The sequence below is a fragment of the Shimia fortis genome (assembly GCF_040225985.1).
Taxonomy (GTDB): Bacteria; Pseudomonadota; Alphaproteobacteria; order Rhodobacterales; family Rhodobacteraceae; genus Shimia.
The window spans coordinates 515,986-529,529 of the sequence record NZ_JBBPEU010000002.1; the positions used below are offsets into that span (position 1 = coordinate 515,986).

General features: G+C 60.5%; 13 protein-coding genes. 10 read left to right on the forward strand and 3 right to left on the reverse strand.

Annotated elements, in window-relative coordinates:
• Positions 1–55: 55 nt before the first annotated feature.
• Positions 56–1,570: an Asp-tRNA(Asn)/Glu-tRNA(Gln) amidotransferase subunit GatB gene (gene gatB / locus WNE31_RS05805; RefSeq protein ID WP_349978755.1), complete on the forward strand. Its 1,515-nt coding sequence runs from the start codon at positions 56–58 to the stop codon at positions 1,568–1,570.
• On the opposite strand, the gene WNE31_RS05810 is transcribed toward gatB, so the two are convergent.
• A complete protein-coding gene (locus WNE31_RS05810) occupies positions 1,567–2,142 on the reverse strand; it encodes an NAD(P)H-dependent oxidoreductase (RefSeq protein WP_349978756.1) in 576 nt (191 codons plus the stop codon). The two genes, gatB and WNE31_RS05810, sit on opposite strands and share 4 nt — an antisense overlap.
• 110 nt (positions 2,143–2,252) lie before the next feature.
• Here WNE31_RS05810 and WNE31_RS05815 point away from each other — a divergent pair, with 110 nt between their 5' ends.
• The 3 genes from WNE31_RS05815 (at position 2,253) to WNE31_RS05825 (ending at position 4,082) form a co-directional block, all read left to right on the forward strand.
• On the forward strand, positions 2,253–2,735 hold the full coding sequence (locus WNE31_RS05815) for a thioesterase family protein (RefSeq protein WP_349978757.1): 483 nt from the start codon (positions 2,253–2,255) through the stop codon (positions 2,733–2,735).
• A gap of 99 nt (positions 2,736–2,834) precedes the next feature.
• On the forward strand, positions 2,835–3,431 hold the full coding sequence (locus WNE31_RS05820) for a class I SAM-dependent methyltransferase (protein WP_349978758.1): 597 nt from the start codon (positions 2,835–2,837) through the stop codon (positions 3,429–3,431).
• A gap of 27 nt (positions 3,432–3,458) precedes the next feature.
• Positions 3,459–4,082 carry a DUF4177 domain-containing protein gene (locus tag WNE31_RS05825; RefSeq protein WP_349978759.1) on the forward strand — a complete coding sequence of 208 codons (624 nt, stop codon included), beginning with the start codon at positions 3,459–3,461 and terminating at the stop codon, positions 4,080–4,082.
• 19 nt (positions 4,083–4,101) lie between these two features.
• Here the strand turns inward: WNE31_RS05825 and WNE31_RS05830 are convergent, their stop codons facing one another.
• Positions 4,102–4,359 (reverse strand): BolA family protein, encoded by a 258-nt coding sequence (locus tag WNE31_RS05830; protein WP_349978760.1) that lies wholly within the window; start codon positions 4,357–4,359, stop codon positions 4,102–4,104.
• A gap of 74 nt (positions 4,360–4,433) precedes the next feature.
• On the opposite strand from WNE31_RS05830, the gene WNE31_RS05835 reads away from it, so the two are divergent.
• Together WNE31_RS05835 and WNE31_RS05840 are read left to right on the forward strand one after the other, a co-directional pair.
• On the forward strand, positions 4,434–5,057 hold the full coding sequence (locus tag WNE31_RS05835) for a DnaJ domain-containing protein (protein ID WP_349978761.1): 624 nt from the start codon (positions 4,434–4,436) through the stop codon (positions 5,055–5,057).
• Positions 5,058–5,197: 140 nt separating this feature from the next.
• Positions 5,198–7,555: a calcium-binding protein gene (locus tag WNE31_RS05840; RefSeq protein ID WP_349978762.1), complete on the forward strand. Its 2,358-nt coding sequence runs from the start codon at positions 5,198–5,200 to the stop codon at positions 7,553–7,555.
• Between the two features lie 20 nt (positions 7,556–7,575).
• Here the strand turns inward: WNE31_RS05840 and msrB are convergent, their stop codons facing one another.
• Positions 7,576–8,052: a peptide-methionine (R)-S-oxide reductase MsrB gene (gene msrB / locus WNE31_RS05845; protein ID WP_349978763.1), complete on the reverse strand. Its 477-nt coding sequence runs from the start codon at positions 8,050–8,052 to the stop codon at positions 7,576–7,578.
• A 196-nt stretch (positions 8,053–8,248) separates the two neighbouring features.
• Between msrB and cobS the strand changes: the two genes are divergently transcribed.
• From cobS to WNE31_RS05865, 4 genes are all read left to right on the forward strand, one after another.
• Positions 8,249–9,235 (forward strand): cobaltochelatase subunit CobS, encoded by a 987-nt coding sequence (gene cobS / locus WNE31_RS05850; RefSeq protein WP_349978764.1) that lies wholly within the window; start codon positions 8,249–8,251, stop codon positions 9,233–9,235.
• 117 nt (positions 9,236–9,352) lie between these two features.
• Positions 9,353–11,227 (forward strand): cobaltochelatase subunit CobT, encoded by a 1,875-nt coding sequence (gene cobT / locus WNE31_RS05855; RefSeq protein ID WP_349978765.1) that lies wholly within the window; start codon positions 9,353–9,355, stop codon positions 11,225–11,227.
• Between the two features lie 80 nt (positions 11,228–11,307).
• On the forward strand, positions 11,308–13,110 hold the full coding sequence (locus WNE31_RS05860; RefSeq protein ID WP_349978766.1) for an aminopeptidase P family protein: 1,803 nt from the start codon (positions 11,308–11,310) through the stop codon (positions 13,108–13,110).
• An 86-nt stretch (positions 13,111–13,196) separates the two neighbouring features.
• Entirely contained in the window at positions 13,197–13,541 is a 345-nt protein-coding gene (locus tag WNE31_RS05865; RefSeq protein ID WP_349978767.1) for a DUF427 domain-containing protein, read from the forward strand.
• The last annotated feature ends 3 nt before the right edge of the window (positions 13,542–13,544 follow it).

Genomic DNA, 13,544 nt, shown 5'->3' on the forward strand with positions numbered 1-13,544 from the left:
GCACCCTGCCTGTCCTAGAACCCGATCCAACCTCGGTAAGATTGGAGACCGGCAGATGCTCGACCTGACATATGAAGCCCCCAAGCCCAAAGTCGTCGCGGGCGCGAAACAGGACTGGGAACTGGTCATCGGTATGGAGGTGCACGCCCAGGTCAGCACCAATGCCAAGCTGTTCTCGGGGGCCTCGACCACATTCGGCGCCGAGCCGAACTCGAACGTGGCCTTCGTGGATGCGGGCATGCCCGGCATGTTGCCCGTCATCAACGAAGAATGCGTCGCACAGGCGGTGCGCACGGGTCTGGGCCTGAAGGCAGAAATCAACCTGTTCAGCGCCTTTGACCGCAAGAACTATTTCTACCCCGACCTGCCGCAGGGCTATCAGATTTCGCAGCTTTATCACCCCATCGTGGGCGAAGGCGAAGTGCTGGTAGAGATGGGTGACGGCACTGCGCGTATGGTGCGGATCGAACGCATCCACTTGGAACAGGACGCGGGCAAGTCGATCCATGATATGGACCCGCATATGTCCTTTGTCGACCTGAACCGCACCGGCGTGGCGCTGATGGAGATCGTCAGCCGCCCCGACATTCGCGGCCCCGAAGAGGCGGCCGCCTATATCGCCAAGCTGCGCCAGATCATGCGCTATCTGGGCACCTGTGATGGCAACATGCAGAACGGCAACCTGCGGGCTGACGTGAACGTGTCGATCTGCACCCCCGGCGCGTACGAGAAATACCGCGAGACCGGTGATTTCGGCCATCTGGGCACCCGCTGCGAGATCAAGAACATGAACTCGATGCGCTTTATCCAGCAGTCGATCATGATCGAGGCCGAACGCCAGATCCGCATCGTCGAAGGTGGCGGCGAGGTCGAGCAGGAAACGCGCCTCTACGATCCAGACAAGAACGAAACCCGTTCGATGCGCTCCAAAGAAGAGGCGCATGACTATCGTTATTTCCCCGATCCCGATCTTCTGCCTCTGGAAATCGAACAGGACTGGGTCGACGATATCGCCGCCAACCTGCCGGAACTGCCCGACGCCAAGAAGGCCCGTTTTATCGAGAGCTTTGGCCTGTCGGATTATGACGCGTCGGTCCTGACCGCGGATTCCGAAAGTGCCGCCTATTTCGAGGCGGTCGCCGGTGACGCAGGCGACGGCAAATTGGCCGCGAACTGGGTCATCAACGAATTGTTCGGTCGCCTGAAAAAGGAAGACCACGATATCACCGAAACGCCGGTGTCGCCTGAACAGCTGGCAGGCATCATCAAACTGATCAAGTCGGATGCGATCTCTGGCAAGATTGCCAAGGACCTGTTCGAAATCGTCTATACCGAAGGTGGCGATCCCGAAGCCATCGTCGAAGAACGCGGGATGAAGCAGGTGACTGACACCGGCGCGATCGAGGCCGCGCTGGACGAGATCATCGCCGCCAACCCGGCACAGGTCGAAAAGGCCAAGGTGAACCCGAAGCTGGCAGGCTGGTTCGTGGGTCAGGTGATGAAAGCCACCGGTGGCAAGGCCAACCCCAAGGCGGTGAACCAACTGGTCGCGCAAAAACTGGGCAGCTAACGGCCCGCGCGGCCCAACGCCTCCATCTCGGAAAACAATTTGCCCGCCCTTTCGGCGGGCACTTTTTCGACCATCCCCACCAGTGTTTGCCGGATCGGCGAGATGCCCGCAAAACCAAGGATCGACCGGCGCAACAGCTTGGTGCCCGGTTGGCCGAAATACCACCGGTAAAACACGCTCGGCATGCCCATGGTCACGACCAGCCGCGCGGATTTCCCCTTGAGGTGCCGAACCATGCCCTGATCGGACATCTCGAAGGCGAAATTTTCGCGAAAGCTTTGTTCGAACCACGCCCGCAACAGGGATGGCATTCCGCCCATCCAGAGCGGGAACAGAACCACGATATGATCGGCCCACAAAACGGCCTCTTGCGCGGCGCGTGCATAGTCGGGCACGTCATCTGACGCCCAAACCGCCTGCGACCGCAGAAAGGTGATGGGCAAGGTCGCCACGTCGATCCGGCGCAGCTCGTGCCCGGCCCCGATCGCGCCCTTGGCATAAGCCTCGGCCAGCCCATGGCAAAGGTGGGGGGCAGATGCATCAGGGTGACCCTGAACGATCAGAATACGCATGTCGTCCTCCTTTCTTTGCGTTCTGGATATCGCAAACGCCGCCGCGTGCCTTGATCCCGCGCAAAGAGCCTGTGCATAAACAGACAACAACGCTGTGACAGGATTTTTAAATGCAATTCGACGCCCCATTCATGTCTGCGCCCATGGACCTTGAGGAACAATGGCTGGACTATAACGGCCACCTGAACATGGCCTATTACAACGTGCTGTTTGATCGGGGTGTGGACCAGATCTGGGAACAGCTGGGATTTGGCCCCGGATACAAGACACGCACCAATCACACCACCTTTTCGGCGGAATTCCATGTCTGTTATCTGCGCGAGCTGCATATGGGTGCCAAGGTGCGTGCGTCGTTCCAGTTGCTGGACCACAACGACCGCAGCTTTCATTTCTATCAGGAACTGATTCACGAGGACGGATGGGTCTCGGCCACGGGCGAAGGTCTGGGGCTGCATATCGACATGTCCGGCCCGCGCGTCGCCGCCATGCCCGACGACATCATGGCACGGGTCGAGGCGTTGTTCGCGTCGCATCGCACCCTGCCCCGCCCCGCGCGCATTGGGCGCCAGATGGCCATTCGCCACAAGACCTGACCGCGCCGGTCGATGCGCGCCCGACACGGTTGCGAAAAAGCGGTGGGTCGGGGCGTGTCGGCACTGGACCGGACGCACCGGCCATGAGAACGTGCCCCCATGACCGAGATTGTGGATATTCTTCAGGAACGCAAAGAGCTTCCGCTCTTTCTGGAAAGGGACGGCCTGATCGGCATTGAACTGGGGGTCGCGGGTGGCTGGTATTCCAAACGCCTGCGGGAAACCGGCCTGTTCTCGGAGCTTTACGGCGTGGACCTTTACGGCGATCACCACGACACCAAGGAATATATCAGCGCGCTCAAGAATATCGGCATGGGCGCCAATTACTGGCTCTTGCGGATGAGCTTTGAAGACGCGCTGGATGCCTTTCCCGATGAGTATTTCGACTATGTCTATATCGACGGCTACGCCCATACCGGCGAAGAGCGGGGCAAAACCATGTATGACTGGTATGCCAAAGTCAAAACTGGTGGCATGATTGCCGGGCATGATTACCACAGCAAATGGCCACTGGTGCAGATTTCAGTGGATACCTTTGCCGACGCGCTGGGCCAGCCCGTGATGCGCACCGCCCTGTCCAAAAAACGCGATCCGCAGGACAAGTTCCCCTCATGGGCGCTGTTCAAGGAAAGCGCGGACCTGCCGGAATACCCCGACAGCCTGCGCGCGCTGCCCAAAAGATTGCGGGGCAAATAGTTTGAAAACACACAGGTTTTGGAAAACGTGACAACGCGATACGATTACAAGGTGATCCCGGCCCCGTCGAAGGGCAAGAAGGCTCGCGGCGTAAAGGGTCCCGAGGGCCGATTTGCCCATGCGCTGGAAGTGGCCATGAACGACATGGCAGCCGAAGGTTGGGAATACTTGCGCGCAGAAACCCTGCCGAATGAGGAACGGGTCGGCCTGACTGGCAGCCAGACCAGTTTCCGCACGGTGCTTGTCTTCCGCCGCCCAAATCTGGAAGACATCAGTGCCTTTGAACCGCGCCTACTGGAAGCGCCGGACCAGATCGCGGCAAACGCATCGGCAGAGGACCCTGTTGTTGCCGCGGACAGCCCATCTGAATCTGAACCAGAGCAGGATGCCCCCACACCGGATAAGGTCGATGCGGCTTTTGAGGACGCCACCCCAAACGCGAAAGAGTCCGAAGACGAGGCCGCCCCTTTGGTGCTGACCTCCAAAGCCCCGACCGGGGATGGCGCCGTCCCGGAAGATAAAACCGACCACGGCCCGGCCAGCGCCTTGCCATTTGCCCTAAGGGAACGGGCACAGAAGGTTGGAAGGCCTTCTGATCCGGATGACGCAACCACGCCAGACGGGGATCAGAGCGACAAACCCGCGCCCTGACCACGCGCGAAACTCTGGCTCAGGCGTCGATATCAAGCGCCAGCGCGTGAATGCGCCCGACCAGATCGGCCCCCAGCGCCTTGTGCACGGCGCGGTGGCGGGCGATCCGGTTCATCCCGGCAAAGGCATCGGCACGAATCCGCACATTGAAATGGCTTTCGCCCCCTTCCTGATAGCCGGCATGACCGCGATGTTTTTCACTGTCATCCTCGACATTCAGCTCTCTTGGGGCGAAGGCCGCACTCAGGCGATCATGAATTTCTTGTGTCACTGACATTTTTTTGGCTCCTGCCTCTTCAATCTGCTGACGGTTAGATTAAACTCTGCGCCTCGACTCGAAAAGGTGAGACCATGAGCAAAACAGATCCCTTCGGTTTTGATATGTCCGTGTCGTCGGCCAAGAAGAAAAATCCGCGTGGCCGGCGGGGCATGTCCGGGGCCAGCGAGACCTCGACCCGCGTGTGCGAACATGAAGGTTGCAACGAACCGGGCCAGTACCGCGCGCCCCGCGCACCCGACGTTCTGGATGAATACAAGTGGTTCTGCAAAGACCACGTGCGGGAATATAACCTGAAGTGGAACTTCTTCGACGGCAAGACCGAGGCGGAGATGAACGCTCAGAATTCCAAGGACAAGGTCTGGGAGCGCGAAACCAAGACCTTCACCGATCCCGAAGCCCGTGCTTGGGCGCGCTTGGGCATCGAGGACCCGCATCAGGTTCTGGGCGCGAACGCCACGCAGAACCCCGGCAAGAACGGCGGCGCATCCAAACGCCTGCCCCCGACCGAGCGCCGCGCGATCGAAATCCTTGAGGCCAAGGACAGCTGGACCAAGGCCGAAGTGCGCAAGGCCTACAAAAAGTTGATCAAGGTGCTGCACCCCGACATGAACGGTGGCGACCGCAGCCAGGAAGAACAGCTGCAAGAGGTTGTCTGGGCCTGGGACCAGATCAAGGAAAGCCGCAACTTCAAGTGATGTGAAAGGCCCCCGCGCGGGGGCCTTTTTCTTGGCAGGTCTTTGTGCCCGGACATGCGGGAAGTCGAAGACACCCTTTTTTTCTTGTCAGACGTTGCAGGCACTTCTAGCATTAAAGATGTTTTTAAAAGGATATTTTAATGCCGGACCTGCCCCGCGACTTTACCAGCCCCGCCCGCGTAGCCATTGGAACGCCCTACAGTGGAACCTTTGAGGTCCGCAGTGGCGCCATCGACAGTGATGCCATCGGGTTCGAGGCCGAGGCCGGTGTGACCTATCGCTTGCGCGTCAATGCAGGCACGTTTGATCAAAGCCGCAATCCGTTGTTCCGCGAAAACTGGGACAGAGACGGTCTGATTGATCGGCAGAATCCTTTTGGTCCGGAAGCAGATCAGGTTCTCTACGCCACGTCTGACAGCACCGGAACCGTCTTTGTAAATGTCGAATCCTACGGTCTCGGCAACGGCGATCATCCCTACACCGTCACCATTCAAGAGGTGCAGGGCGATCCATCCCCCTTTGCCACCAATGCACAGCCCCTTGCCATCGGACAAACCCTGAATCTGCGCAACGACTTTTACTTTGACGAGGAAATGTTTGCCGTCACCCTCGTGGGCGGTCAAAGGTACGAATTCCAGGCGACTGAGGTCGGGGTTTCGGTTTTTAACGAAATACGGCTTTTCCGGGAGTCTGGAGATGGCGCGGGTCTGGAATGGATCGTCGGCGAGACACCTTTTCAAACCGCGCACGACCGCATGTTGCTGGTCACGCCCCCCGAAGACGGGGAGTATTTTCTGCGGCTACAGGGCGGCAGCAGCCCCGGCGCCTACACCCTGACCTCAAGAGAGAGCGACGACCTGTCCGGCGGCCCTGACACCTCTGCCAGCATCACGGTGGGGAACAGCCAGACGGGATGGTTCGACGGTGCCAGTGATACTGATGCCTATGCGATAGACCTGCTGGCCGGGGTCCCCTATGACTTTGAATTGATTTCAGATTTCGGGATGTTGTTGCATCTGCTGGGGCCAGACGGGGAACTTATGGTACGTGGTGACACCAGCCTGACCACATCCGTGAACAGCGACGGCACCTACTATATCGCCCCCCAGGCGCGCTATGGATTTGCCAATTCGAACTTCGGACCGATTGAAGGCGCCTTTACCCTCACGGCCAGTTTCGGCGCGGACATTCCTGGCAATACCCAGACCGAAGAACAGCTGACCATTGGCACCCCCCTGACGGAAGAGCTGTTTCCGAACGATACCGACTGGTTCGGCATGTCGCTGGCCGCCGACACGTCATACCGGCTCAGCTATAGCAGGTCCGAGTCACGGGAAACGCGGCTGTCGCTGAACGACGCTTCGGGACAACCGTTGATCGCCTCAATGGGGGAACCTGCTCGTCCAATCTACTTTGCTTCGGGCGAAGGTGGCAACTTCTTCGCGGGCATCCAGTCGCTCGACCGGCAGGGCGGGACCTATACCCTGCGCATTGATCCCGTGACCGATATCGGCCAGAGCGTCGCGACCGCCGCCGAGATGCCGCTCAACACCGAACGCAGAAGCCACCTGTTCCATCAGGACGAAGACTGGTTCTCGGTGACCCCGGAGGGCGACAGCCTGATAATGGTGGAATACAACCGCGCCCACGGCGCCAAGCCGGAATTGCGCATCGGGGGGGGCCGGCTTGATCTGGACGGACAATCTTACGGGGGCATCGCGGCGACCGTCGTGTCCGAGGCAGACCCGTTCATCCTCGAAGTCAGCGACCGGGCCGGAAATGCCGCGAATTTCTATACCCTGCATGTCGCCCAACTGCGTGACGCAGGCACCGACGGGCGCGAGGCGCTGGTCGGAACCGACGGCAATGACACGCTCAGCGCGCTGGCCAACAATGACACGCTTCTGGGGGGCGATGGCAATGACAGCCTGTTTGCCGGACGCGGTGAAGACCTTTTGTTTGGCGGTCAGGGCGATGACGGGCTTTTCGGGGGGCTTGGCCATGACCGCCTGAACGGCGACAGGGGCAATGACCTTCTGGCTGGCCATGCAGGTGATGACAATCTGGTCGGAGGGCATGGAAACGACACGTTGGTCGGTGGAGCCGGCGACGATTTTCTAAACGGCGGCTATGCGCCGGATATCCTCTATGGCGGCGACGGGGCCGACCAGTTTTATCATGCGGCCCGGATGCGCGACAGCTCCGACTGGTCCCACGGTACCGACTGGATCGCCGACTACAGCGACATGGAAGGCGATGTTCTGGTCTTCCGTTCGGGCGCCGTGAGAGACGTACTCTTTGATTTACAGGATCTGGGGGCCGGTGACGCCAATACCGATGAATTGGTCATCTCCGTTCGCACAAACCTTGGCGATATCCGCGATGCCTTTGTGCTGGTCGATGGGGCGGGTTTGAACCAGTTGTTTTACAACCTTGGCGACGGTGTCGACACCTTGGGCGATGGTGTCGACACGCTGAACATCTTTCTGACGGTCTGACGCCTTGGCCCGCAGCCGTGTTATGCTGCCCGAAACACCAAGGACACGCCGTTGATGCAATGGCGTTTGCCGGTCGGTTTCGGCCCATCGTCAAAGATATGGCCCAGATGGCTACCGCAGCGGCGGCAATGGCATTCGGTGTGGACGCCCCAGATCGTACGGTCGGGCTTGGTACCGATGGCATTTTTCTGTGCCTTCCAAAAGCTGGGCCAGCCGGTGCCGCTGTCGTATTTGTGTTTGCTGGAATAGAGCGGAAGATCACAACCGCGGCAGTGATACATGCCGGGATCATAGACCTTGTCCAGCGGCGAAGATCCCGCGCGCTCGGTCCCTTCCTTACGCATCACCTTGTATTCCAACGGGGTCAGCATTGCGCGCCATTCCGCCTCGGTGCGGGTCACTTCAAACGCCTTTTGCGTGGCCCCGGACGGGCGCGCCGACAACAGAGCGCCCCCGATCAAAGCGGTGGCCCCGGTCAGAAAGACACGTCGTTGCATCATATTTCTCCTTATCCTTGGTCAAAAACTGGACATTTCCGGCGACCGCATCAACTCAACCCTCTGCACGACATCGCGAGGTTTGTGACATCGCAACGTCTTTTGCTCTTTCCCTTGTGGATGGTGGCGATATGGTGCAGGAGTTTGCGAAAGTTTATTCACCGGTCAAAGACCGGCGGCAAGAAGGATCGAGAAAATGGCGGACGGGCTGGTAGACATCAATGCAAAACCGACCGAGGACATTTCGGTACGCGAAGTGTTCGGCATTGATACGGACATGACGGTCAAAGGCTTTGCCGACCGCAGCGATCGCGTGCCCGAGATCGACCACACCTACAAGTTCGACCCTGACACCACGCTGGCCATTCTGGCTGGCTTTGCCCGCAACCGCCGCGTGATGGTGCAGGGCTATCACGGCACGGGCAAATCGACCCATATCGAACAGGTCGCCGCGCGCCTGAACTGGCCCGCCGTGCGCGTGAACCTCGACAGCCACATCAGCCGGATCGACCTGATCGGCAAGGACGCGATCAAGCTGAAAGACGGCAAGCAGGTCACAGAATTCCACGAAGGCATCCTGCCTTGGGCGCTGCGCAACCCGGTTGCAATCGTGTTCGACGAATATGACGCGGGCCGCGCTGACGTGATGTTCGTGATCCAGCGCGTTCTGGAAACCGACGGCAAGCTGACCCTTCTGGACCAGAACGAGATCATCACCCCGCACAAGTATTTCCGCCTGTTCGCCACCGCCAACACGGTTGGTCTGGGCGATACCACGGGCCTCTATCACGGCACCCAGCAGATCAACCAGGCGCAGATGGACCGCTGGTCGCTGGTCGCGACGCTGAACTACCTGTCGATCGACGCCGAAACCAACATCGTTCTGGCCAAGAACCCGCATTTCAACACCGAGGCAGGCCGCAAGACCGTCAAGCAGATGGTCACTGTCGCCGACCTGACCCGCACCGCCTTTATGAACGGGGATCTGTCGACCGTGATGTCGCCGCGGACCGTGATTTCCTGGGCCGAAAACGCGGAAATCTTCCGCAACGTGGGCTATGCCTTCCGCCTGACCTTCCTCAACAAATGTGACGAGCTGGAACGCCAGACCGTGGCCGAGTTCTATCAGCGCCTGTTCGACGAGGAACTGCCGGAAAGCGCGGCGAGCGCGGCGTTGCTGTAAGCAGGGCCGTTCTTTTCTGAAAGAGCAGGACACACAATAAGGCGGCGGCTCTGACGGGGCCGCCACTGGACTTTCCCGGCGGAACACGCAACGCTGAGGGTAGCAGAGGGTGACACTATGAAAAAACCATCCGACAACCCCGCCGATCCGTTCAAAAAGGCATTGGCCGAAGCGACCAAGGTGATGGCCGACAATCCGGAATTGTCGGTCACTTACACGGTCGATCCAGCGGGCGTGTCGGGGGAACAGGTGCGCCTGCCGCAGGTCAGCCGACGCATGACGCGGGACGAAGTGCTGCTGGCGCGGGGTACGGCGGATGCGCTGGCCTTGAACCTGAAATATCACGACAACGCGACCCACGCAAAATACGCGCCGCCGCAGGGCATGGCGCGTGATCTTTATGAAGCGATGGAAACCGCCCGTTGCGAGGCGATGGGCGCGCGCGACATGCCCGGCACAGCCGGAAACATCGACGCCAAGATCGAACACGAGGCACGCGGGCGCGGCTATGACAGTCTGACCAGTTCGTCAGAGGCCCCGCTGGCCGTCGCCGCCGGTTACCTGATCCGACATCTGGCGACGGGGCGTGACCTGCCCCCGGCCGCACGCAACGTGATGGAACTCTGGCAGGGCTATATCGAACAGCAGGCCGGTGACACGCTGGGCGACCTGAACGACCTTTTGGCCGACCAACAGGGCTTTGCCAAGTTTGCCCGCCAGATCATCGAGGATCTGGGCTATGGCGACCAACTGGGCGACGATCCCGATCAGGACGACGATCAGGAGGATGACGCCGAAGACGACGCCGAGGAACAGCCCGATCCGGATTCATCCGGCAACGAGGACAGCCAGGATGACGAGTCCGAGGCCAGCCCAGAACAGTCGCAGGACGAACAGCAGGACATGTCCGAGGCGCAGGTCTCGATGGACGAGATGGCCGAAGACGAAATGGGCGAAGACGTTGAGATGCCCGAGGGCGAGGCCCCTCTCGAGCCGCCCGCGCCCCAGCCGATCTCGGATGCTGATCCTGACTACAAGGCGTTCAACACCGCCCATGACGAAGAAATCGCCGCCGAAGATCTGGCCGAACCTGTCGAGCTGGAACGGTTGCGCGCCTATCTGGATCAACAGCTTGAGCCGCTGAAAGGCGCCGTCAGCCGTCTTGCCAACAAGTTGCAGCGCCGCCTTCAGGCCCAACAGAACCGCAGCTGGTCGTTCGACCAGGAAGAGGGCATTCTTGATGCCGGGCGTCTGGCCCGTGTTGTGGCCAACCCGACCACGCCCCTGTCGTTCAAGGTCGAACAGGATACCGAATTCCGCGACACGGTGGTCACGCTTTTGTTGGACAATTCAGGCTCGATGCGGGGGCGTCCGATCTCCATTGCCGCGATCTGTGCCGATGTTCTGGCGCGCACGTTGGAACGCTGCAACGTCAAGGTCGAGATCCTTGGCTTCACCACGCGCGCATGGAAAGGCGGGCTGAGCCGCGAAGACTGGCTGAACGAGGGCCGCCCACAACAACCAGGACGCCTGAACGACCTGCGTCACATCATCTATAAATCCGCCGATGCCCCTTGGCGACGCAGCCATCTCAACCTTGGTCTGATGATGAAAGAGGGCCTGTTGAAAGAAAACATCGACGGTGAGGCGCTGGAATGGGCCCACCGCCGGATGCTGGCGCGGCGTGAACAGCGCAAGATCCTGATGGTAATTTCGGACGGCGCGCCGGTGGATGACTCTACCCTGTCGGTCAACCCGGCCAATTACCTTGAAAAGCACTTGCGCGACGTGATCGCCATGGTCGAAAAACGCAAGCTGGTCGAGTTGCTGGCCATCGGGATCGGGCACGACGTGACGCGCTATTACGAACGAGCGGTCACGATCACGGATGTGGAACAACTGGCGGGGGCAATGACAGAACAACTGGCCAGCCTGTTTGACGCCGATCCCCGCAAGCGGGCAAGGGTTCTGGGCATGCGCAAGGTTGGCTAGGGCCGATTGGGGGCGCTGCCCCCAAACCCCCGGAGTATTTTTCCCAAGGTGAAGACAATCAGGCAGGTAGGAGGCAGTCCATGTTCCAGCAATTCAACGCCGCGTCGCAACCGGAACAGGGGCCTGCCCGCCTTGCCGCCTTGCGGGCGGAACTGGCGCACGCAGGGCTGGACGGTTTCCTCGTGCCGCGCGCCGATGCCCATCAGGGCGAATATGTGGCGCCCCGCGACGAACGGCTGGCATGGCTGACGGGGTTCACCGGATCGGCCGGTTTTTGCGCGGTGCTGGCGGATGTGGCCGGTGTCTTCGTGGACGGGCGCTATCGCGAGCAGGTGAAACTGCAGGTCGCAGATGTGTTTACCCCCGTGGACTGGCCTGAAAACACGCTGGCTGCGTGGCTGGCGGATCATGCAGCGGCAGGGGCACGGGTTGGGTTCGACCCGTGGCTGCACACGATTGACGAGATCGATCGCCTGACACACGCCCTGCAGGGCAAGGATATTGCGCTGGTGCCGGTCGCGAACCAGGTGGACCGCATCTGGGAGGACCAGCCCGACCCGCCGCGCGCGCCGGTCACGGCGCAACCCGTTGCGCTTGCCGGCGAGCCTCATGCCGACAAGCTGGCGCGTTTGGCCAAGGGGCTTCGCGACGCCGGGGACAGCGCCGCCGTGATCACCCTGCCCGATAGTCTGGCATGGCTGCTGAACATCCGGGGCACCGACATTCCGCGCAATCCGGTGACACATGGCTTTGCCATTCTGCACGCTGACGCCACGCTGGACCTTTTCATGGATCCGGTGAAATTCGAAACGCTGGAAGAGGATCATTTCGGCCCCGCGATCCGCGAACACGTGCCGGATCTGTTCCTGACCACCCTGCAGGGTTTGTCCGGCCCGGTTCTGGTCGATGCAGGCAGCGCGCCAGTGGCCGTCGCAGAGGCGCTTCAAGGCGCGAGCGTGGACATCCGCAAGGGCGCGGACCCCTGCGCCCTGCCCAAGGCATGCAAGAACGCCGCTGAAATTGCCGGCACGACCGAGGCACATCTGCGCGACGGCGCGGCAATGTGTACCTTCCTTGCATGGTTTGACCAGAACGCCGAGAGCGGGATCACCGAGATCGACGTGGTGACGCAGCTGGAAACCTGCCGCCGGGAGACGGGCCAGTTGCAGGATATCAGCTTTGACACAATCGCGGGCACAGGACCGCATGGCGCGGTGATCCATTACCGCGTGACCCACGACACCAACCGCACACTGGCCACAGGCGATCTGTTGGTGTTGGACAGCGGCGGACAGTACCGGGACGGCACCACCGACATCACCCGCACCCTGCCCGTGGGCGCGGTCGGGACCGAGGAAAAGGCCGCCTTTACCCGCGTGTTGCAGGGCATGATCGCGGTCTCGCAACTGCGGTGGCCACAGGGCCTCGCCGGACAACACCTTGAGGCGATCGGGCGTGTGCCACTTTGGTCGGCCGGGCAGGATTTCGATCACGGGCTGGGACACGGAGTCGGGGTTTACCTTTGTGTACATGAGGGCCCGCAACGGCTGAGCCGCCTGTCGGATGTGCCGCTGCGGCCCGGCATGATCCTCTCCAACGAACCCGGCTATTACCGGCCGGGCGCATTCGGGATCCGTCTGGAAAACCTTGTGCTGGTGGAAGAAGCTCCTGCTCTGCCCGCTGGAGATGCGCACCGCGTGATGTTGCAGTTCCGCACGCTGACCTGGGTGCCGATTGATCGGCGCCTGATCGACACGGCGCTTCTGACACAGGCCGAGCGCGACTGGATCGACGCCTACCATGCGACGTGTCGTCATCTTCTGGCACCAAGGGTGGAAAAAGACGTCGCAATCTGGTTGGATCGCGCAACGGCACCATTGTAATGTTACAAACAGGTGCAGTTGTGACATGACTCTGTCACATGTATCCAAGATATGATACGCCGGACCTGAAATTGGGGGATTAGACGATGACCAGCAAGATCACCATCCGCAAGGCGGACGGCAATTGGGTTGTGCGCGCAGGCGGCGCGACTTTGGGTGAAAGCGCGAATGCACTGGAACTGAGCGAAGGCGATCTGCCGCCCGTGATCTATTTTCCTCGTGAAGACATCGCCATGGCCTTTCTCGATGAAAGCGATCACCGTACCCATTGCCCGCACAAGGGCGATGCCAGCTATTTCTCGATCGTGACCAAATCGAAAACCATCGAGAACGCCGGCTGGAGCTATGAAGCGCCGATCGAAGACGTGGCGCGCATCAAGGATCACATTGCGTTCTATGTCAGTGACGAAGTGGCAGTCGAACGGGTCTGAGCG

What these genes read in the sequence shown, in the direction of transcription:
- gatB (WP_349978755.1), top strand. Translation starts at nt 56, where the DNA reads ATGCTCGACCTGACATATGAAGCCCCCAAGCCCAAAGTCGTCGCGGGC.
- WNE31_RS05810 (WP_349978756.1), bottom strand. Translation starts at nt 2,142, where the DNA reads ATGCGTATTCTGATCGTTCAGGGTCACCCTGATGCATCTGCCCCCCAC.
- WNE31_RS05815 (WP_349978757.1), top strand. Translation starts at nt 2,253, where the DNA reads ATGCAATTCGACGCCCCATTCATGTCTGCGCCCATGGACCTTGAGGAA.
- WNE31_RS05820 (WP_349978758.1), top strand. Translation starts at nt 2,835, where the DNA reads ATGACCGAGATTGTGGATATTCTTCAGGAACGCAAAGAGCTTCCGCTC.
- WNE31_RS05830 (WP_349978760.1), bottom strand. Translation starts at nt 4,359, where the DNA reads ATGTCAGTGACACAAGAAATTCATGATCGCCTGAGTGCGGCCTTCGCC.
- WNE31_RS05835 (WP_349978761.1), top strand. Translation starts at nt 4,434, where the DNA reads ATGAGCAAAACAGATCCCTTCGGTTTTGATATGTCCGTGTCGTCGGCC.
- WNE31_RS05840 (WP_349978762.1), top strand. Translation starts at nt 5,198, where the DNA reads ATGCCGGACCTGCCCCGCGACTTTACCAGCCCCGCCCGCGTAGCCATT.
- msrB (WP_349978763.1), bottom strand. Translation starts at nt 8,052, where the DNA reads ATGCAACGACGTGTCTTTCTGACCGGGGCCACCGCTTTGATCGGGGGC.
- cobS (WP_349978764.1), top strand. Translation starts at nt 8,249, where the DNA reads ATGGCGGACGGGCTGGTAGACATCAATGCAAAACCGACCGAGGACATT.
- cobT (WP_349978765.1), top strand. Translation starts at nt 9,353, where the DNA reads ATGAAAAAACCATCCGACAACCCCGCCGATCCGTTCAAAAAGGCATTG.
- WNE31_RS05860 (WP_349978766.1), top strand. Translation starts at nt 11,308, where the DNA reads ATGTTCCAGCAATTCAACGCCGCGTCGCAACCGGAACAGGGGCCTGCC.
- WNE31_RS05865 (WP_349978767.1), top strand. Translation starts at nt 13,197, where the DNA reads ATGACCAGCAAGATCACCATCCGCAAGGCGGACGGCAATTGGGTTGTG.